General features: G+C 43.4%; 16 protein-coding genes. 5 read left to right on the top strand and 11 right to left on the bottom strand.

Going from position 1 to position 20,351, the window contains the following annotated elements; all coding sequences use genetic code 11:
* Positions 1-76: 76 nt before the first annotated feature.
* A complete protein-coding gene (locus tag ACHAL6_RS07000) occupies positions 77-1,675 on the bottom strand; it encodes an ABC-F family ATP-binding cassette domain-containing protein (RefSeq protein ID WP_395269584.1) in 1,599 nt (532 codons plus the stop codon).
* A gap of 331 nt (positions 1,676-2,006) precedes the next feature.
* Here ACHAL6_RS07000 and ACHAL6_RS06995 point away from each other — a divergent pair, with 331 nt between their 5' ends.
* The 4 genes from ACHAL6_RS06995 (at position 2,007) to ACHAL6_RS06980 (ending at position 7,647) form a co-directional block, all read left to right on the top strand.
* Positions 2,007-2,510 carry an NAD(P)H-dependent oxidoreductase subunit E gene (locus ACHAL6_RS06995; RefSeq protein ID WP_395269582.1) on the top strand — a complete coding sequence of 168 codons (504 nt, stop codon included), beginning with the start codon at positions 2,007-2,009 and terminating at the stop codon, positions 2,508-2,510.
* A 5-nt stretch (positions 2,511-2,515) separates the two neighbouring features.
* Positions 2,516-4,378 (top strand): NADH-ubiquinone oxidoreductase-F iron-sulfur binding region domain-containing protein, encoded by a 1,863-nt coding sequence (locus tag ACHAL6_RS06990; protein ID WP_395269581.1) that lies wholly within the window; start codon positions 2,516-2,518, stop codon positions 4,376-4,378.
* Positions 4,379-4,387: 9 nt separating this feature from the next.
* Positions 4,388-6,142, top strand: a complete 1,755-nt coding sequence (locus tag ACHAL6_RS06985) for an NADH-dependent [FeFe] hydrogenase, group A6 (protein ID WP_395269579.1) — start codon at positions 4,388-4,390, stop codon at positions 6,140-6,142.
* 287 nt (positions 6,143-6,429) lie between these two features.
* Positions 6,430-7,647, top strand: coding sequence for an FprA family A-type flavoprotein (locus ACHAL6_RS06980; protein WP_395269578.1), 1,218 nt, complete (start codon positions 6,430-6,432; stop codon positions 7,645-7,647).
* Between the two features lie 55 nt (positions 7,648-7,702).
* Here ACHAL6_RS06980 and ACHAL6_RS06975 read toward each other — a convergent pair whose 3' ends face one another.
* From ACHAL6_RS06975 to ACHAL6_RS06945, 7 genes are all read right to left on the bottom strand, one after another.
* Positions 7,703-8,659, bottom strand: coding sequence for a type IV pilus twitching motility protein PilT (locus ACHAL6_RS06975; RefSeq protein ID WP_395269576.1), 957 nt, complete (start codon positions 8,657-8,659; stop codon positions 7,703-7,705).
* Entirely contained in the window at positions 8,632-9,393 is a 762-nt protein-coding gene (locus ACHAL6_RS06970) for a shikimate dehydrogenase family protein (RefSeq protein ID WP_395269574.1), read from the bottom strand. Before ACHAL6_RS06970 ends, ACHAL6_RS06975 begins: the two co-directional genes overlap by 28 nt.
* A 90-nt stretch (positions 9,394-9,483) precedes the next feature.
* Positions 9,484-10,152 carry a uridine kinase gene (gene udk / locus ACHAL6_RS06965; protein WP_395269572.1) on the bottom strand — a complete coding sequence of 223 codons (669 nt, stop codon included), beginning with the start codon at positions 10,150-10,152 and terminating at the stop codon, positions 9,484-9,486.
* Positions 10,153-10,154: 2 nt separating this feature from the next.
* Entirely contained in the window at positions 10,155-11,375 is a 1,221-nt protein-coding gene (locus ACHAL6_RS06960; RefSeq protein WP_395269571.1) for a U32 family peptidase, read from the bottom strand.
* Positions 11,368-12,009: an O-methyltransferase gene (locus tag ACHAL6_RS06955; protein ID WP_395269569.1), complete on the bottom strand. Its 642-nt coding sequence runs from the start codon at positions 12,007-12,009 to the stop codon at positions 11,368-11,370. The genes ACHAL6_RS06960 and ACHAL6_RS06955 overlap by 8 nt, the downstream gene beginning before the upstream one ends.
* A 193-nt stretch (positions 12,010-12,202) precedes the next feature.
* On the bottom strand, positions 12,203-14,704 hold the full coding sequence (gene ligD / locus ACHAL6_RS06950) for a DNA ligase D (protein ID WP_395269567.1): 2,502 nt from the start codon (positions 14,702-14,704) through the stop codon (positions 12,203-12,205).
* Between the two features lie 2 nt (positions 14,705-14,706).
* A complete protein-coding gene (locus ACHAL6_RS06945) occupies positions 14,707-15,558 on the bottom strand; it encodes a Ku protein (RefSeq protein WP_395269565.1) in 852 nt (283 codons plus the stop codon).
* A gap of 211 nt (positions 15,559-15,769) precedes the next feature.
* On the opposite strand from ACHAL6_RS06945, the gene ACHAL6_RS06940 reads away from it, so the two are divergent.
* Positions 15,770-16,615, top strand: coding sequence for a GNAT family N-acetyltransferase (locus ACHAL6_RS06940; protein ID WP_395269563.1), 846 nt, complete (start codon positions 15,770-15,772; stop codon positions 16,613-16,615).
* A gap of 70 nt (positions 16,616-16,685) precedes the next feature.
* Here the strand turns inward: ACHAL6_RS06940 and ACHAL6_RS06935 are convergent, their stop codons facing one another.
* The 3 genes from ACHAL6_RS06935 to typA form a co-directional block, all read right to left on the bottom strand.
* Complete coding sequence (locus tag ACHAL6_RS06935; RefSeq protein ID WP_395269561.1) at positions 16,686-17,267, bottom strand: 5-formyltetrahydrofolate cyclo-ligase; 582 nt, start codon at positions 17,265-17,267, stop codon at positions 16,686-16,688.
* A 104-nt stretch (positions 17,268-17,371) separates the two neighbouring features.
* Positions 17,372-18,394 (bottom strand): endolytic transglycosylase MltG, encoded by a 1,023-nt coding sequence (mltG, locus tag ACHAL6_RS06930; protein WP_395269560.1) that lies wholly within the window; start codon positions 18,392-18,394, stop codon positions 17,372-17,374.
* 34 nt (positions 18,395-18,428) lie between these two features.
* Complete coding sequence (gene typA / locus ACHAL6_RS06925) at positions 18,429-20,246, bottom strand: translational GTPase TypA (RefSeq protein WP_395269559.1); 1,818 nt, start codon at positions 20,244-20,246, stop codon at positions 18,429-18,431.
* Positions 20,247-20,351: the final 105 nt, after the last annotated feature.

The following is a 20,351-nucleotide window of genomic DNA, read 5'->3' as shown; positions in this document are numbered from 1 at the left end:
GATTATATTTCTTTCATTATAAATAATATGCTGCCTGGCAAAAACCCCGAATGCATATGCATTCGGGGTTACCTCTTTATGAAACTTTTCTTTCTTCCCTGTTTTCGATATATTCATCGAAACTGCAGAGTTTATCAAAGAAGCTCTCTGGAGTGACTTCAATGACACGGTTGGCTACTGTCTGGCTGAACTGATGGTCATGACTTGAAAAGAGCAGCACTCCTTTGAAATCGATGAGCCCGTTATTGACAGCAGTAATGGACTCCAGGTCCAGATGATTCGTTGGCTGATCGACAATCAGAAGATTTGCTGTTGAAAGCATCAGCTTTGAAAGCATACATCTCACTCTTTCTCCACCAGAAAGCACATTGGCTTCTTTCAGAGCCTCTTCTCCTGAAAACAGCATTCTGCCCAGGAATCCTCGCAAATAACTTTCGCTTTTCTCTTCAGAGTACTGTCTCATCCAGTCCACAAGGTTGAGACTGATATCGTTGAAGTACTTACCATTGTCCCTAGGAAAATATCCTTTGGTGATGGTCACTCCATATCTGTAGGAACCGCTGTCTGGTTCCATTTCCCCTGCCAGGATCTTGAAGAGTGTACTTACTGAAATATCATTTCCAGCAAATGCGATTTTATCTTCTCTGCCGACAATGAAAGATACATTGTCCAGCACTTTTACTCCATCTATGGATTTTGTAAGGTTTTCCACGATGAGGATATCATTCCCTGGTTCTCTTTCAGGTTTGAATCCTACGAAGGGATATCTTCTGTTTGATACTGCTATATCATCCAAAGTAATCTTATCCAGCAGCTTCTTCCTTGAAGTAGCCTGCTTCGATTTTGACGCATTTGCGGAGAATCTGGTGATGAAGCTCTGAAGATCTCTGATCTTCTCTTCCTTCTTCTTGTTTGAATCCTTCATGAGCTGAGCCATAAGCTGACTTGACTCATACCAGAAATCGTAATTCCCCATGTAGATCTTGATCTTGCCGTAATCCACATCACAGATATGTGTACAGATCATATTAAGAAAATGTCTGTCATGAGATACTACAATGACAGTGCCTTCAAAATCCGCAAGATAGTTTTCAAGCCATGTGATGGATGGCAGATCCAGATCATTTGTAGGCTCATCCAGAATCAGTACGTCGGGCTTGCCAAACAATGCCTGAGCAAGCAGCACCTTGATTTTCTCAGCACTTTCCAGTTCGCTCAGAATTCTGTCGTGCTTGTCGGTATCCACACCAAGGCCTAATAGAAGAGATGCCGCTTCGGCTTCCGCTTCCCACCCGTTCAGCTCAGCAAACTCGCCTTCCAGTATAGATGCTCTTATTCCATCTTCATCGGAAAAATCCTCTTTGCTGTATATTTCATCTTTTTCCTTCATAATCTGGTACAACCTGTCATTACCCTTGATGACTGTATCTATGACCTTCTCCTGGTCAAACTGGAAATGGTCCTGCTTCAGCACAGACATTCTCATGTCTTTACCTAATGACACATCTCCTGTGTTCGGTTCAATTTCACCGGACAGTATTTTCAGAAAGGTTGATTTACCAGCACCGTTGGCGCCAATTACACCATAGCAGTTGCCTGATGTGAATTTGATATTCACATCGTCGAACAGTTTTCTTCCACCATATCTCAGACTTACATTGTTTACATTTAGCATTGAATTTATTCACTCCATATTACTTTATTTTCATCATTGCATTCATCCATGAATTTTCTTTCACACAAATTATGATTATACCATGAAACTCAGCATAAATACATCTTCTTTACAATCTTTTTAAACTTCGCGCAACTTCTTTCCAGCTTGCGATTATTCAGCAGTCCAAACAGCGCAAATCAGATGAAAACTCTGTTCTGTCCATCAGATTCTTAATAAGAATCACGAAAAGTTTGCATTTGATAAATATTTGTTAAAATATTGACATATTTTACTCTTATTGCTACAACTGAATTAAGAAATTTTCTGAATTTTCAACGGAGGTGAAATAATGGAAAAAGAAATCAATCTGGTTGAACCTGTAAATCTTTCTGAAGATAAGCTTGCACTGCTGGAGACGTATATCAAAAGTCTGGAGGATCAGGAAGGTATGCTGATTCATATTCTCCATCGGGCTCAGCACATCTTTGGGTATCTTCCCCCTGAACTGCAGCTGTATATCGCACGTTCCATTGGTATTCCGGCTTCCAAAGTCTACGGCGTAGTCAGTTTCTATTCCTACTTCACTCAGACGAAGCGTGGTCAGCACACAGTAAGCGTCTGCATGGGTACCGCCTGTTTTGTAAAGGGAGCTGACCAGATCAAAGAAGCGTTGAAGAAGGAACTGAAGGTAGGTATGGATGAGACCACTGCTGATGAACTGTTCACCCTGAAGGAAATACGCTGCATCGGAGCATGCGGGCTTGCGCCTGCAGTCATGGTCGATGATAAAGTCTATGGTCATATGAATGAAGATAATATTAAAACTGTCATAAGCAGTTACAAAGGTGTGTGATTTCTATGATAAAGGATCGGAATGAGCTTCATGAAATCAAAGAAATGCAGAAGGAAATGAGACTGCTTCGCCAGATCGGCGGAGGTAAATCACAGCGCATTGAACTTCTGGTAGGTCTTGCCACATGCGGAATTGCCGCAGGCGGTAATGATATATACGAAGAACTGGAAACCATGATCAGCGACATGAATCTGCATCATGTCGATCTGGTGAAAGTCGGCTGCATCGGTTCCTGCTACTGTGAACCTACTGTACAAGTCAATGTACCTGGACATGTTCCTGTATACTACGGATATGTCGACAGGGAAACCGCTGCAAGAATTCTTGACGAACATATTCTCCACGGAAAAATACTGGAAGATAAAGTGGTTCCCATGTCGTTCAACAGAACAGACCCTTCCGGTGCGAAGAAAAAACAGTTTCGAATCGCCCTCAAAAACTGCGGTAATATCGATCCGGAGAAAATAACAGAGTACATCGCCTTCGACGGCTATGAAGCCCTGGCGAAAGTTCTCACTGAAATGACACCTCTGGATGTAATCCGCATCCTCAAAGACAGTGGTCTTCGAGGCCGAGGTGGTGGCGGTTTTCCAACTGGACTGAAATGGCAGGCTACAAACCATCAGAAAAGCGTTCAGAAATATATGATCTGTAATGCGGATGAAGGAGATCCGGGTGCTTACATGGACCGTTCCCTGCTTGAAGGTGATCCTCATAGCGTTCTTGAAGGATTAATCATCGGTGGATACGCCACTGGTGCGAATCAGGGCATCATCTATATCAGAGCTGAATATCCTCTTGCCATCGCTCGTCTGAATACCGCCATAAGTCAGGCAAGAGAATACGGCTTCTTAGGTAGGAACATCTTTGACAGTGGTTTTGATTTCGAACTTGAAATCAGACTTGGTGCAGGGGCATTTGTTTGTGGCGAAGAAACCGCGCTGATACACTCTGTAGAAGGAAAAAGAGGGGAACCTACAAAGAAACCTCCCTACCCTTCTGAAGAAGGATATCTCAAAAAACCTACCACAGTGAACAATGTCGAAACACTGGCCAATGTCCCTGAAATCATCAATAAAGGAGCTGAATGGTTCTCCAGTATCGGGTCTAAGAATTCCAAGGGCACAAAAGTATTTGCACTGGTCGGAAAAGTCAACAACGTCGGGCTTGTGGAAGTGCCTATGGGCACTACACTCAGAGAAATCATCTATGAGATCGGTGGCGGCATAACAGACAACAAAGCCTTTAAAGCGGTTCAGACCGGCGGTCCTTCAGGTGGCGTGATTTCTTCCGAGTATCTGGATACCCCTATAGAATATGAAACGCTTCGCGCCCTTGGAACCATGATGGGTTCCGGAGGAATGATCGTCATGGATGAAGACAACTGTATGGTTGATATCGCAAGGTTCTACCTTCAATTCACCATGGACGAATCCTGTGGTAAATGCACCCCTTGCCGTATCGGAACAAAGCGGCTATACGAACTGCTCGACAGCATTACAAAAGGCAAGGCCGCTCCCAATGTTCTTGAGCAGCTGGATATGCTTGGCAACAATATCAGAAACTCCGCTCTTTGCGGATTAGGTCAGACCGCGCCCAATCCTGTTCTCAGTACGATGAAATATTTCTCTGAAGAATACAGGATGCATGTGGAAGAGAAAACGTGCCCTACTGGTGTCTGTAAAGGTCTCTTCAGATACAGCGTGATTCCAGAAAAGTGTGTCGGATGTACCGCCTGCAGACGTGTATGTCCTGTAGGATGCATTTCAGGACATCCGAAGCAGGTTCACTTTATCGACCTGAATCTGTGTATTTCCTGCGGCGCGTGTTTTGATACGTGTAAATTCGACGCAATTAAAAAGGCATAGGTGAAGAATATGGAAAATAAATCTGAAATGGTCAATATCCGAATCAACGGAACAGATCTCAACGTACCTAAAGGAACCACAATCCATGATGCGGCAAAACTTGTGAATGCTGACATCCCTACTTTGTGTCATCTTAATCTTGAAGGCTTCGGCATGATCAACAGAACCGCGTCCTGTCGTGTCTGTATGGTGGAGGTGGTAGGCAGGCAGGCTTTGTCGCCTTCCTGTTCAGAATTCGTGACAGAAGGAATGGAAATCATCACAGACTCACTGAAGGCTGTATCTGCGCGTAGACTGAACCTGGAGCTTCTTCTGTCAAATCATCCCATGGAATGCCTCACCTGCAGAAAAAACCTTCAGTGCGATCTGCAGGCACTGGCAAAGAAACTGGGTATATACGATATCCAGTTCGTCGGTGAAAAGATGAGCAGACCACTAGATAAAAGCTCTGCTGCTCTGGTGAAGAACCCGGATAAATGCATCATGTGCAGACGGTGTGAAACCATGTGCAATGAAGTTCAGACCTGTGGTATCCTATCCGCAAATTCAAGAGGATTCGATGCATTCGTAGGACCGGCATTCAATCTTAATATGGCAGACACCTCCTGCACATTCTGTGGTCAGTGTGTCGCCGTATGCCCTACAGGTGCTTTGTCTGAAATCAATAATATGCATAAGGTATGGGCAGCTCTGCTGAAGCATGAGAAACATGTGGTAGTTCAGGTTGCGCCGGCAGTCCGTGTTGCAATCGGAGAAATGTTTGATATGGAACCTGGATCGATTTCTACAGGTCAGCTGGCTACCGCTTTCAGAAGGATGGGCTTCAATGGAGTATTCGATACAGATTGGGCCGCTGACCTCACCATCATTGAAGAGGCATCTGAGCTCATCCATAGAATCGAACACGGCGGAAAGCTTCCGATTCTGACAAGCTGCTGTCCTGCATGGGTACGCTTTTTCGAATATCAGTTTCCGGATCTTCTTGATATTCCATCAACATGCAAATCACCGCAGATCATGATGGGAACCATCATCAAAACCTACTATGCCGAAAAAATGAATATCGCTCCGGAAGACATTCTCGTAGTCTCTGTGATGCCATGCATTGCAAAAAAAGCGGAAGTGCAGAGAGAAGAACTGAAAATTGGAGAACTGAAGGATGTGGATTGGGTCATTACAACAAGAGAACTTGGCTATATGCTGAAAGAAGCGGGCATTGATTTCAGGACCTTGCCCGAAGGAGAATTTGATCAGATCCTAGGCGAAAGCACTGGTGCTTCTATTATTTTCGGTTCCACAGGAGGTGTAATCGAAGCCGCTGTTCGAACTGCATATGAATGGATCACCCACGAGGAACTGAAAGATGTGAACTTCACTCAATTAAGAGGTCTTGAAGGAATCCGTTCAGCCAGTGTGAATATCAAAGATATGGAGCTGAAAATCGGTATCGCGCATGGTTTAGGAAATGCCCGTAAAATGCTGGAAGGTATCCAGCGTGGTGAACTGGATTTTCATGCCATTGAAATCATGGCTTGTCCTGGAGGATGTATCGGTGGAGGCGGCCAGCCCTACCATCATGGTGATTTCAGTATCATCAAAAAGCGTCAGGAAGCCATCTATCGTGAAGACGCGGGGAAACCGAAACGAAAATCTCATGAAAATGAGATGGTGATGAAACTGTACCGTGAATATCTTGGAGAACCTTATGGTGAAAAAGCCCATGAGCTTCTTCACACTTCCTATACGGCAAAGAAAATGATCTGATCTCTTTTATAAGGGTGCTTCAGATACTGGAGCACCTTTTGCTTTTTCTCCTGAAAGTCGGTGTACCGATAGACTCTCCATATATTCCTACTCTTGCTGACTTAGTTTAATGATCCATGAATAAGCAAGATGGAATGAATCACACCATTTAGGTTGTGTGCAATTAATTCCCGCGAACTATTGAGATATCTGTCACAATGAGTTATTATATTAATGAAGATTCTTTATTGATTGATATTGCATTCAATTATCATGTAAAGGTAAATGAAAACTAGGAGGCTTTTAAATTGTATAATGTAAGAGAAATATCCCCACAGATTTATTGGATCGGTGGAAATGACAGAAGACTGGAACAGTTTGAAAATCTCTTCCCGCTGACCAACGGAGTATCGTATAACTCCTGGCTGATTCTGGATGAAAAAACTGCGATCATTGACACAGTAGATGACGCTGTAACTGACCAGTATCTGGAAAACATCGAACATCTCATGCAGGGGAGAGAACTTGATTATCTTATCATCAACCATATGGAACCGGATCACTGCGGTAACATCGAAAATCTTGTGAGAAGATATCCTGATGTGAAAGTGGTTGGAAACAAGAAGTCCTTCCAGCTGTTTGATCAGTTCTATAATATGGACATAACCGAAAACCAGATGCTTGTAGGTGAGGGAGATGAAATCAGTCTAGGGAACCATAATCTGAAAATCATCACTGCACCTATGGTCCATTGGCCAGAAGTCATGATGAATTATGAGACCACAAAAGGCATTCTGTTTGCTGCAGATGCATTCGGCACCTTCGGCGCACTCACAGGAAACCTCTTCGATGATGAGGTAGACTACAAGAACCTGTACCTTGATGAATCAAGAAGATACTACGCAAATATTGTAGGTAAGTTCGGTGCTCAGGTTCAGTCCGTATTCCGAAAGATCAGTTCTTTCAAAATCAACATGATCTGTTCTCTGCACGGTCCTATTTTCAGATCTGATCTGAATCTGATTCTGGATCTCTATGACAAATGGTCTAAATATGAACCGGAAAAAGAAGGCGTGGTCATCTTCTACGGTTCCATGTACGGAAATACAGCCAACACCGCAGATGCCTTGGCGAATAAACTCGGACAGCGTGGTGTCAAGGACATCCGAGTATATGATGTTTCAAAGACCCATCCTTCCTATATCATAAGTGATGTATGGAAATACAGTCATCTTGTTGCAGCAGCCCCTACTTATAATATGGGACTGTATTATCCCATGGATAATCTTCTGCATGAAATGGCCGCATTAGGGGTGAGGAACCGTAAGGTTGCCATCATCGGTAATCACAGCTGGGCCAGCGCAGCACAGAAAATCATGACAGAAAGATTCAGCAGCATGAAGAATATGGAAATCATCGGAGAAAACTTCGACATCAAGTCAAGACTCAAAGATGAGGAAGAGCAGAAACTGGATGATTTGGCGGATGTCATAGCGGCATCAGTACTGGAAAAAACGGAAGAATAATAAAAGATAATAGTAAAAAAGGGATGAAATCTTGTCATGAAAGATTTCATCCCTTCTATTTTGTTTTGAACCTTTTCATGCCCTGTTTTTCACCTAAGAGAATCAGATTGTCGATCTGGCTGAATCTTCCTTCCCTTATCGTGTTTTCCATGGATGGAATATTTAGCATCAGTTCATAGTCCAGCTGCGCTTCCATCTCACCATAGGTCAGTTTCTGAGAAAGAATGAAGTTGAGATTTGCAGAAAGCTGATAGCGAATAAACTCCTTCTCCGGCTCACTGAACATGGACAGCATCCTCGTGAGGGTCCGCGCGGCTCCAATAGAGTGTATTGTGCCTATGATGCCATGACCTGCCTCAGCAGCGCTTATGGCCGCTTTAAGTGCACTGACCGTTCTGATTTCACCGATTACGATGTAATCCGGGCTTTGACGAAGCGCATCCTGTATCCCGATTTCAAATCCCGGGAAATCCGTTCCCATTTCTCTTTGGGTGATTTCACCTTTCATTCGAGTATATTTATATTCCACCGGGTCTTCCAGTGTTATGATGTGGACCTTCTCACTTCTCAGAATGTTCTGGGTGATTGCCGCTAATGTGGTGGACTTTCCGGCACCGGTTTTTCCTACAATCAGGGATAATCCTTTTCTCCCTGTAACGCGATCTGCAAGATTTTCAGGAAGTCCCAGTGCGCTCAGGGATCTTATTTCATCACTGATCACTCGCATTGCTGCGCAGCGTTTCCCCATGGACGAGAAACAGTTGACCCGATAACGGCCATGATATTCAAAAGATGCATCCATACCAGAAACACCACCCAGATATTCCTGAACATATCCGGCGGGTCTCAGAAATGAAGTGAATTTCTCCAGCTCGTCACTGCTGACAATCTGATCACTTTCGGTGAGCTTCCCTAGTATTCTGTAAATCACCTTCTGATCTTCCTTTAAAACCACATCTGAAGCGCCTAGCAGACGCGCTTCATCTAAAACAGATTCAATGCGTCTATCCATAATTCCTGACTTTTCACAGCCTGATTGAAAAGCATGTTTTCTCCATTAATCACCTGAAGTCCTGCACTTGTCCCGAATCTGAGAAAAGCGGAATGCATCGGCTCGTAGTTAAGATCATAAAGAATCGTATCAGAACTGTAGTTTCTGATCTCAATGGGCATTTCATCATAATTCACGCTTCCCAGCTTCGTGCAGTTGATGACCAGATGATAGCCTGAGATATCCGTCACCTGATCTAAGGGACTGATGGTAATGGCTTCAGGAAATTCTTTTCTTCTTGTTTCTGATCGGAACGCCATGTGTATATTCGCATTCATCTTTTTAAGACCAGTGTAAACGGCCTTCGCTGCTCCACCACTTCCAAGAATCAGGACGTCCTTACCCCGTACATCTACTCTATTGTCCCTGAGTGATTGCATAAATCCATAGGAATCGGTATTGTATCCGATTCTCCATCCGTTTTTGATCACAACGGTATTCACCGCTCCGCATTCAAGCGCACTTGCATCTAGTTCATGAATATATCCGATGATTTCTTCTTTATACGGAATGGTCACATTAAACCCGATGATCTGATTCACAGCCAGGGAATCAATAAACTCTCTGATTTTTTCTCGTGGCAAGTCAAACAACTCATAACTGATATCCATTCTTTTACCGGTGTATAATCTTTCATGAATTTCCGGTGATTTGGAGTAACCGATCCTCCTGCCTAGAAGTCCTGTTTTTCTCATTCTATCATCTCCTCTCTATAGACTATTATGCATCATGAACCTTATATTAAACAAAGGGAGCTACGCCCCCTTCTTTTTATGAACCTATTATCATTTTAGTATCTTGCTGACATCTGGTCTTGGCATTTCATCAACCGGTCCTTCAGTCAGGTGCTGCTTGATTGTCGATACGAGAATATCGATGGCTACTCGATTCTTCCCACCTTCCGGAATGATGAGATCCGCATATCGCTTTGTCGGTTCAATGAACTGCAGATGCATCGGTCTTACGACGCCTAAATACTGATCGATCACCGATTCCAGTGTCCTGCCACGGTCTCTGATGTCGCGAGTGAGCCTTCTCAGAATTCTTATATCCGCATCCGTGTCCACATAGATTTTAATATCAAAGAGATTACGCAATCTTTCATCTTCCAGGATAAGAATACCTTCCACGATGATGATATCCTTAGGCTCCTCCCTCACGGTTTCCTTCTTCCTGTTGTGAATCGTGAAATCATAGATGGGCATTTCAATAGCCTGACCCTTCAGCATCGTTTCCAGATGACTGATCAGAAGCGGTGTATCAAAAGCATGCGGATGGTCATAATTCGTTTTTGTTCTTTCCTCGAAGGTCATATTGCTCTGATCCTTGTAGTAGGAATCCTGCATGATGATGCTGATACTTTCTTTTTTGAAATTGCGGTAGATGGATTTTGCTACTGTACTCTTTCCTGATCCTGTCCCACCTGTGATTCCGATAAGTATGGGCTTTTTCATAATTAATCTTCCTTTTCTTTAATCAGTATATCATTCGGATAGAGCTTTACAGGCGAATATGCAGTGAAATCCATTGCCGCCTTATTGGCCACTTCGATTTCGTTGCCCTCTTCGTCCCTGAACTCTGTCATTACTGCTTCTATTATATCATCACTTGGTCTCATTATCTTGATTTTCTCACCAGGATAGATCCGGTTTTTCTGACCGATGAGATATCTTCCTTCTCCCAGGTCTTCTTTTACAATGGCAATGAGTTCATGCGTACGCACATAGGAACTGGTCCCATGGATCTCAGAGTTCCCTCTTCCATAGTAAAAACCGGTATAGTATTCTCTATGGCTAACCATATTAAGGATATCCATCCATTTTTCATCATAGACAAAGTTCTCAGGGTCTTCGAAATAAGTGTCAATGGCCTGCCTGTATGCTTTGATGATGGCAGCCACATAAAACTCCGATTTCATTCTTCCTTCAATCTTAAGAGACTGAAGCCCTGATGCAATCAGATCCGGAATATGTTCGATCATGCAGAGATCTTTCGAATTCATGATGTACGTTCCACGCTCATCTTCATTGATTTCCATGTATTCTCCAGGTCTTTTCTCTTCCACAAGGTAATATTTGTATCTGCAGGGCTGAGCGCATGCACCACGGTTGGCATCTCTTCCTGTCATGTAGTTTGACAGAAGACATCTCCCTGAATAAGCCATGCACATGGAGCCATGAACAAAGGCTTCCAGTTCCAGCTCTTCCGGTATGTTCTTTCTGATTTCCTTTATTTCCTTAAGTGAGAGTTCTCTTGCAAGAATCACTCTTGCAACACCCATCTTATGCCAGAATGTGGCCGATCTTGAATTCACATTATTGGCCTGTGTGGAAAGATGAATCTCCATCTGAGGCACCACTTCACTGGCAGTCATGATGACGCCAGGGTCAGATACGATGATGGCATCCACACCTATTTCCTGCAGAGTAAGAAGGTACTCATCAAGCCCCTTCATATCACTCTCATGAGGGAAGACATTGATGGTCACATAGACCTTCCTGCCTCGATCATGGGCATATTTCAGACCTTCTATCATTTCCTCATTGGTGAAATTGTCCGAGAAGGCTCTGAGATTGAGTCTTGCGCCTCCCATATACACAGCATCCGCACCATAGTCTATCGCTGTCTTCAGTTTATCAAGATTGCCCGCTGGGGCCAAAAGTTCCGGTTTATTCATTCTCTTCTTTCCTCCTGATCAGAAGCATTCCATCACTCACCGTGAGAAGGGACACCCTAAGGTCTTCTCTACTATGAACATAATCCAGAAACTTCTGAAGTTTTACTACATTTGTTCTGTGTTTCCTGGCTGCGGTTTCATGAACCACCAGGCCCTTGTAAAGTACATTATCACACAAGATGAACCCACCCGGATTCAGCTTAGGTAATGAAAGATCCAGATATTCCCTGTAATGAGATTTTCCGGCATCCATGAATATGAAATCGAAGGTCTCTTCAGTTTCGCTGAGAAAATCCTCGCATTCTGAAAGAACCACCCGAATGCGGTCTTTCATGCCATGTTTCTCGATGTTCTCCAGGGCCATCTCCCTCATTTTTTCCTCTCGCTCCACGGTTATGATCTCCGCTTCTGAATGAAGCGCCATGACAAGAGCCGAATACCCTATGGCCGTACCAAGTTCAAGTATCTTCAAAGGTCTGTGAAGAGACACCATGAAAGCCAGAAATCTGGCTGCATCTTTCATGACAATGGGCACGTAATTGAGTTTCGCGTATTCTTCCAGATCCAGAAGTTCAGAGATCCCTCCGAACTTCTCTATATAATCCGATACCTTCGGATATACAATTCCATCCATATAAACACCTACATAAAAAATTAACCCCTAGGGGTCCGTAAAATTCCTATCCTATTATAGCCGATTTGATAAGCTTTATCAAACACAGCAGTGACATAAAAAAGAAATAGAAAAGAAATCCGCCTTCCATCCCAAAGCAGATTTCCAATGCTCCTATTATCAGCTCATTATTCGTCACTCTTCCTCAAGGCCCTCAATCATCCAGTTTCCCTCGTATTCCCTGGTTTACCTTGAAAAAGTCCTTCCAGGGATCCTCCTTCTCTAGCCTCTCTTTCACGTTATGCAAAGTCACCTGAGCAGGAGCCAGTTCATCAAGCTCCTCCCAGAAAATCGGCATGGAAATAGGCGCTCCTTTTCTCGCTCTTAACGAATAGGGCGCAACTGAAGTCGCACTTCTTCCGTTTCGTACCCAGTCGATGAATATTTTTCCTTTTCTCTTCTCCTTTCTCATGTTGCTTGTATATTTCTCAGGCCATCGCTCTTCCATGGCCTGTGCGCAAAGCTTCGCAAAACTCCGTACTGCATCCCAGTCAGCGGAACCATTTACAGGCACTACAATATGATATCCTTTGCCTCCACTGGTTTTAAGAAATGAGGTAAGAGAAAGCTCATCCAGAATTTCTTTCATATCCCGCACCCCTTCTCGGACCCTTTCCATCTCCATCCCTTCTGCTGGGTCGAGATCAAAAACGATCATATCAGGGTATTCCAGCTGATCCACCTTACTTCCCCATATATGAAATTCCAGTGTACCCATCTGTACTGAAGACAAAAGTCCCTGTACACTACTGATGTAGACGTAATCTTCCTTGTCTCCGTCCTTTTCTTCAATTCTTATTTTTTCAAGACCTTTTCCAGTCTGTTCGAGATGCTTCTGATAAAAGCACTCCTTGATACCATCTGGACATCGCAGAAAACTCAACACACGCTCCGCTGTAAAAGGCATCATTCTTTCAGAAACAAGCTGATAATATTCAGCCACATCTTCCTTGGTTATTTGTTCTCCGGGATACATGTCTTTATCCGGGCTGGAGATCCTAATCCCTCTGATTGTAAAACTGGAGCGTGTTTTCTTTGCTTTTCCAGTCTTCTTTGCTTCACGCTCAGAAACTTTATCCTCAGGAACGATTTCATTCAGTTCGTCTACCAGGTCATCCGTTCCAACCGATTCTCTGATCACCTTTTCAGGATTCTTATCCTCCCTCAGCCCTTTGTAACTGGCCTGCCTGAGGAGATTTTCATCTGTCCACTCCTGAAATTTGACTTCAGCAATGAGTTTCGGCGTCAGCCAGAAAACTTCTTCCCCTTTTCTTTCTTCTGGGGCTTCTTTAAAAGGAGCCGTTTTTCTTGTGATGGAACTGAACTTCTTCTCTAACTCTTTACGCTCTTTCAGCGAAAATCCTGTTCCAGTCCTTCCGGCATAAATCAGTTCCCCTTTCTCATAAACCCCCAAAAGTAGTGAACTCACCCCTTTGCTTCTATTATCCGATGAAGTATAGCCGCCGATGACAAACTCCTGCCTTCTGTCACATTTGACTTTGATCCAGTCACCGTTTCTTGTTCCCGCATATCTCGAGCGCGCCTTTTTTCCGATGATGCCTTCCATCTGTGCATCGCAGGCGGCCTTTAAGATTTTTCTTCCATCACCGTTTGTATGCTCACTGTAATGAAGATGCGGATACCCTTCTCCTACTAGCTTCTTCAGTTCTTCTTTTCGCTTCATAAGTTCATATTCTCTATGGTCTTCTTCATCCAACGCAAGAAGATCAAAAAGGATATAAGTGATATTCTTTCCACCAGGATTCTTCAGATATCTCTGCAGTTTCTGGAAGTCGCTTCTTCCTCTTTTATCCAGCACCACAATTTCACCATCAAGAATCATGTTTCTTGTATCAGCCATCTTCTTCAGCGCATCCACAACCACAGGAAACTTCTTCGTATAATCCTTCCGGTTTCTTGATAGAAGTCTGACCTCTCCCGCTTCAATTTCTGCAGTGATTCGATAGCCATCATATTTCAGTTCATAGACCCAATCCTCATCTTCAGGGACCTCTTCTTCCAGCTTCGCCAGCTGTACTGTATATTCATGAAATGGCAGCTTCTTGTTCTCATTACTGTCTGGAGGCTTCTTGTCTTGTGCAATCTCTTCCATGGTTCTTCCTGTTCTAACACTGGTGGTAAAACCGCCAATCCCGTCCTCGTCCTGAACAAGCTCATCCTTTTCCTTGATAAGGAGCCAGTTGCGGTTCCCCTCTTCTTTCTTTGATTTCATTCTGACCAGTGCCCATCTGCCTTTCAGCCGTTCTCCTTGAAGAATCATTTTGATGGAACCTTCCTCCAGGTTTTTCTCCATTTCTTCCTGAGGTTCCCAGTACCCTTCATCAAAAAGCATCACTGTACCACCGCCATATTCCTTTTCGGGGATGGTTCCTTCAAAGTCCCTGTAGGACATGGGATGCGGTTCCACTTCCACTGCCAGCCTTTTATCCTTTGGATTATATGAAGGCCCTTTGGGTACAGCCCAGCTCAATAGAACACCCTCCCACTCGATTCGAAAATCATAATGGAGTCTGGATGCATCATGTTTCTGCACAACAAACCGCAGTTTTCCGCTGCTCTTCTCTTCTTTTCCTGAAGGTTCCTTCGTTTTTCTGAAGTCTCTTTTCTTGTTATAGGTTTCCAGCTTGTCTGCCATAATCACTTACTCGCTTTCTTTTTTCCTGTATCCTGTTCATCCGATTTCTTCTTTGTTTTTTTCCCTGAGTCCGTCTTTTTCGCCTCCACGGATTTTTTGAGAAGGTCCATGATATCCACTACCTTACCGCTTCCAGCATCCTCGTCTTTCTCCTCTGGAGGAAGTTCTTCCTTCCCCTTCTTTCTGGATTTCGCTTCTATTCTCTCCATAACCGCATCCTTGTATTCATCCTCATAGTCCTCCGGTTTCCACTCTGCAGTCATTCCCTCTATGAGGCTTTCTGCCAGCTCCATCTCCTTTGATGAAATCTTCACAGATTCTGGAATTTTAAGCTCCTCTGCAGAACGAAGCTCATCATGAAACCTTATAAGATTGAGTACCAGTATGTTTTCTGAACTGTATATCGCAGCGAGGTAAGCCTTGGTTCTGATGACTACTCTAGCAATTGCGATCTTCTCCGTTTTTTCCATGGCTTCTCTCAGAAGCACATAGGGTTTTTCCCCGCCTTTCGTCGGTGCAATGAAATATGGTTTTTCCAGGTACATGAAGTCCAGTTCCTCTCGCTGAATGAATGTTTCAATATCAACAGTCTTCGTCGCCTCCACATCAGCCTGTTCAAAGTCCTCATCCGTCATGACCACATAATCTCCATCCTCGAACTCATAGGCTTTCACGATATTCTCGTATGCCACCTCTTCTCCTGTGGTTTCGTTGATTCTCTGATATCTGATTCTGCTTTCATCCCTCTTATCGATCAGGCTGAATTTCAGATCATTTGTCTCCTCAGCGGAATAAAGACTTACTGGAATGTTGACCAGACCAAAAGAGATCGCTCCTTTCCAGATGGAACGCATAAAATCACCCCTTTTTCTTGATTTTAGGGTCATTATAACAGAACTTTTTGTACAATCTTTTACCATACTGTTTAGAATTATACTTTATTCTGCATAACCCGAAATGAAATGTCCCTATTTATTCAACATTTTGATGTATAATACTGCTATATAAAGTGTTTTCTTTACCACCACAGTTGAAGAAATCACTGAATAGCAAATGAGGTGAAGTATGATACGGGATTACAAGAAATCAGATCTTGATGAAATCATCAGAATCTATACTGGAGAGTATAGGGCGATGCCTGAAGAAATTGAAGCATTGAAAGCTGCTGCAAAAATTTTAGTCTATGAGGAGGGCGATGGAATCAGAGGTTTTGTTCATATCATCGGAGAGGGCAATCACCGCACCATCGAAATGGGCATACTGAAGAGAAGCGATATAATTCCCTTAGGACATGCATTATGGCATGAAACAGAAAAATATCTAAAAGAACACAGCGTTTCGTTCATACAGACCTATCATGTGAAATACATCATAGAATATGAGCAGCTCTTTCATCAGCTTTCTTTCGAATACTGGTATTCAGTTTATCGTCTGCGTTACCAGGGGAATAAATTTCCGGAAACATCCATCCACACAGTTCAGTATGAGGACAGATACTACGAGGATAAAATACGACTTGAAAGTGAAGCCTTCTTTCCGCTCCGAAAGAAACATGACATCAGACCTTATAACTGGTATCTGTCAGCAGATGAAGCCTCTCTCTCATCGAACAGAAAATATACTGAAAAGAACAAAAATCACATCCATCTGTTTTTCAATGATGATGAGTTAGCGGGTGCCTCTATGGTAAAAGAGGCAGAGATCGAGCTTTTATTCACCAACGTGAAATTTCAAGGTCGTGGCCTGGGTAGACAAATACTGAAATTCTCGGTAAACAGAGGCCTTGAGCAGAACCCTTCCGGAGTCAGCCTGAATGTGCTGGCTGAAAATGAGAAAGCTTTGAAGTTATATACGGATACAGGTTTTGAATTCATTCAGGCACAGGACTCAAGAAAGCTTCTTCTTAGGTGAACCCCCATAGGATATGTACTATGCTGCCTTTATATGAAAAAAGAGCCCTAAGGCTCTTTTTTCAGTGCATCTATATTTCTTCATACCCTTTCTCAGTCAGAATTCCATGAACTTTCTCGTCAAAATGATCCACCGGCAGTTTCTTCACTTCCATGGCACTGAAGGCCAGAAGAATTCTCTTGAACTTCCCTCTAGGAAGAAACCGATCATAGAATCCACCCCCATAGCCTAACCTGTATCCTTCTTTTGTGAATGCGACACAAGGTATGAAGGCAGCGTCTATCTTATCCGGGTCCAGTCTGTACATGGTATTTGCTGGTTCAAGAATACCATGTCTTCCAGGCTCCAGGTCTTCCATTGAATCTATTTCGCAGGCTTCCATATGGCCTAATTCTATGGTTTTAGGTACCACCACTTTTTTTCCTTTCGCCAGTGCATCCTTTATGATCAGGCTTGTATCCACTTCAGTCTCTGTGCCCACGTAAATGAATATCGTACCTGCCAGAAGATAATCCCTCTGTGTGATGATTTCCTTGAGAATTCTTTCTGAAGCCTCTTTCCGATAGGATCTATCTAAACTGTACTGTTTTTCAATCAGTTCTTTTCTAAGTGCTTTCTTTTCCTGCTTTATGACCGGATCTACTTGAAACATGATTTCCTCCAAAACTGTTTATTTTTACTCTAGTCCTATTCTAGCACATCTTCACAAAATAAAAACAAATCCTCTTATCCGTAAATGGATAAGAGGATTTCATATTATTCACCAGCAAATTCATTTTTCTTCCGCAGAAATTCATTATAGTCGTTGGTGAAGAAATGTTCTCCTATGGATGGGTCCAGAACATAGTAAGTATACTCAGTATACTCAGGTTTGAGAGCTGCTTTGATTGCAGCTGCGCCCGGGTTTGATATGGGACCCACGGGCAGCGCATTGATATAGTAGGTGTTGAATGGAGATTCTACTTCAAGATCTTCCAGCAGCACCTTGTCTTTTGATGTCAGACCAAGCGCATATACGACGGTGGCATCTATCTGCAGCTTCTGGCCCTTTGCAAGCCTATTGTAGATAACAGAACTCACCCTAGGCATTTCAGCCGTATTGGCAGCTTCTCGCTCAATCATGGAAGCGATGGTCAGGATTTCATTCCACTCGGATGTGGGCAGATTTTCATTAAGTTCCTCGATGACACCATACATTCTGTTGACGAATGCCTTGTACATGATGTCCACCACATATCCTGGTGTCTGACCGATCTTGAGTTTATAAGTGGCAGGTGCAAGAAATCCTTCCAGCACATGTCTTCTCTCTTCAATGTTTTCCAGCCAGCTTGGCACGATATAGCTCCTGGTGGCTGCGATGAATTCTTCTTTGGTAAACAGTCCCTTCTCCTCGAAGACTTCACCCATCTGATCAATGGTCAGCCCCTCCGGAATCACCACAGTGACCTCATAAATATCCTCACCCTCATTGAGTTCGGTGATGATTTCATGCAGGGTTCCTTTTCCGTGAACCTCAAAGGTTCCTGGCTTAAATGCTGTTTCTATGGGATTCATTCTGAAATAAATTCTGGTCAGAAGCACGTTTCTTACCAGACCTTCGTCGCCTAGCCTTGTAAGCAGTCGGCTGAAGTTGTCGTTGGGTTCTACAGTGATTTCAATAATCTCTTCATCTGTTGTCAGTGGTCTTTCACCCACATCGTTATAGTAGTTCCATCCAATAAGTGCTGCTCCACCCAGTACCAGAACTAAAATCAGTAGAAAAATCAGGAATTTCTTCAATGGTCGTCCCCCCCGGCTCATTATCATTCAAATATTATTTATTTCTTGCGGCTCTCTTTCTCTGTGTATGATCAAGGAATTTCTTTCTTAATCGGATATTTAATGGAGTCACCTCAACAATCTCATCTTCTGCAGCGAACTCCAGATAGTTTTCCAGTGTCATCTTCTTGACCGGAACAAGCTTTAAAGCATCGTCCGCTCCGGAAGATCTGGTATTGGTCAGCTGCTTCTTCTTGCAGACATTGACATCGATGTCTTCCGCTCTAGAACATTCACCACAGACCATTCCGGCGTAAACCGGAGTTCCTGCTTCAATGAAGAGTGTTCCTCTCTCCTGCGCATTGAACAGGCCGTACGTGATGGCCTCTCCAGTTTCAAAGACAACCAGAGATCCCCTGCTTCTTCCTGGCATTTCACCTTTGACTTTCTCGTAACCCTGGAATACATGATTCATGATTCCGTTACCACGCGTATCCGTCATGAATTCATTTCTGAATCCGATGAGTCCTCTGGCAGGAATGACAAATTCAAGTCTGGTGTACCCATTGACAGCAGAAGTCATATTGACCATTTCCGCTTTTCTTGGTCCCAGTTTTTCCATGACGTTCCCCATGAATTCTTCAGGCACGTCGATGGTCAGGTACTCCATCGGTTCCATGGTTACACCATCAACTTCCTTGTTGATGACTCTTGGCTTTGATACCTGAAGCTCAAATCCTTCTCTTCTCATGGTTTCGATAAGAATGGAAAGATGAAGTTCTCCTCTTCCTGAAACTTCGAATGTATCCGGTGTAAGCTCATTCACACGAAGTGATACATTGGTCTCAAGCTCCTTCATCAGTCGATCTCTAAGATGTCTGGATGTGATGAACTTTCCGTCCTGTCCGGCAAATGGTGAATCATTGACCATGAAGTTCATGGATAATGTAGGTTCATCAATATGTACAAAAGGCAGCGCTTCTGGTGCGTTGGCATCTGTCACCGTATCACCGATGTGAACATCGCCGATTCCTGAGATCGCAACGATATCACCAATGGCAGCTTCTTCTGTATCCACTCTCTTTAATCCATCATATAGATAGAGATTGGATATCGTTGTCTTCTTAATAGTACCATCTGTTTCAATTATTGCAATAGGCTGATTTCTTTTCGCAATCCCTCTCACAATCTTACCGATGGCGATCTTACCTACAAAGTTATTATGGTCCAGTGTTGTGACCAGCATCTGAAGTGGTCCTGCGATATCTCCTTCAGGTGGTTTTACATAGTCGATGATCTTGTTAAGCAGAGGAATCATATCCGTCATTTCATCTTCAATGTTTTCTCCTGAGTATCCATCTTTCGCAGATGCGTAGATGATCGGGAAATCACACTGCTCATCTGTTGCGCCCAGTTCCACGAACAGGTCAAAGACTTCGTCAATGACTTCATCCGGTCTGGCATCTTTCTTGTCGATCTTGTTAACGACGACCATTGGATTAAGTCCGGCTTCAAGGGCTTTCTTTAACACAAACTTCGTCTGGGGCATAGCGCCTTCATTAGAGTCTACAACAAGCAGTACCGAGTCCACCATCATGAGTACTCTTTCCACTTCTCCGCCAAAGTCAGCATGACCTGGTGTATCGACAATATTGATTCTATAACCCTTGTAAGTTATGGATGTATTCTTTGAAAGAATCGTAATCCCTCTCTCTTTTTCCAGATCGTTGGAATCCATTACTCTTTCTTCTACTTTTTCATTGCTTCTATAGTTATTGGACTGTCTAAGCATAGCATCCACCAGTGTGGTTTTACCATGGTCAACGTGGGCAATGATTGCTATGTTTCTGACATTCTCTCTCTTATATGACATCTTATTCCTCCATTTTTCGTATCTAACAATGTATTATAGCACAAAAACCTTGGCCTGTGGGAAGAATAGCGCCCTGTTCTCCTATGTAACCGGTTTAGGTTGAAA

This window comes from Proteiniclasticum sp. C24MP, from assembly GCF_043951855.1.
In the GTDB taxonomy this organism is placed as follows: Bacteria; Bacillota; Clostridia; order Clostridiales; family Clostridiaceae; genus Proteiniclasticum.
This window is presented reverse-complemented; position numbering and strand designations above follow the sequence as displayed.

What these genes read in the sequence shown, in the direction of transcription:
- ACHAL6_RS07000 (WP_395269584.1), bottom strand. Translation starts at nt 1,675, where the DNA reads ATGCTAAATGTAAACAATGTAAGTCTGAGATATGGTGGAAGAAAACTG.
- ACHAL6_RS06995 (WP_395269582.1), top strand. Translation starts at nt 2,007, where the DNA reads ATGGAAAAAGAAATCAATCTGGTTGAACCTGTAAATCTTTCTGAAGAT.
- ACHAL6_RS06990 (WP_395269581.1), top strand. Translation starts at nt 2,516, where the DNA reads ATGATAAAGGATCGGAATGAGCTTCATGAAATCAAAGAAATGCAGAAG.
- ACHAL6_RS06985 (WP_395269579.1), top strand. Translation starts at nt 4,388, where the DNA reads ATGGAAAATAAATCTGAAATGGTCAATATCCGAATCAACGGAACAGAT.
- ACHAL6_RS06975 (WP_395269576.1), bottom strand. Translation starts at nt 8,659, where the DNA reads ATGGATAGACGCATTGAATCTGTTTTAGATGAAGCGCGTCTGCTAGGC.
- ACHAL6_RS06970 (WP_395269574.1), bottom strand. Translation starts at nt 9,393, where the DNA reads ATGAGAAAAACAGGACTTCTAGGCAGGAGGATCGGTTACTCCAAATCA.
- udk (WP_395269572.1), bottom strand. Translation starts at nt 10,152, where the DNA reads ATGAAAAAGCCCATACTTATCGGAATCACAGGTGGGACAGGATCAGGA.
- ACHAL6_RS06960 (WP_395269571.1), bottom strand. Translation starts at nt 11,375, where the DNA reads ATGAATAAACCGGAACTTTTGGCCCCAGCGGGCAATCTTGATAAACTG.
- ACHAL6_RS06955 (WP_395269569.1), bottom strand. Translation starts at nt 12,009, where the DNA reads ATGGATGGAATTGTATATCCGAAGGTATCGGATTATATAGAGAAGTTC.
- ligD (WP_395269567.1), bottom strand. Translation starts at nt 14,704, where the DNA reads ATGGCAGACAAGCTGGAAACCTATAACAAGAAAAGAGACTTCAGAAAA.
- ACHAL6_RS06945 (WP_395269565.1), bottom strand. Translation starts at nt 15,558, where the DNA reads ATGCGTTCCATCTGGAAAGGAGCGATCTCTTTTGGTCTGGTCAACATT.
- ACHAL6_RS06940 (WP_395269563.1), top strand. Translation starts at nt 15,770, where the DNA reads ATGATACGGGATTACAAGAAATCAGATCTTGATGAAATCATCAGAATC.
- ACHAL6_RS06935 (WP_395269561.1), bottom strand. Translation starts at nt 17,267, where the DNA reads ATGTTTCAAGTAGATCCGGTCATAAAGCAGGAAAAGAAAGCACTTAGA.
- typA (WP_395269559.1), bottom strand. Translation starts at nt 20,246, where the DNA reads ATGTCATATAAGAGAGAGAATGTCAGAAACATAGCAATCATTGCCCAC.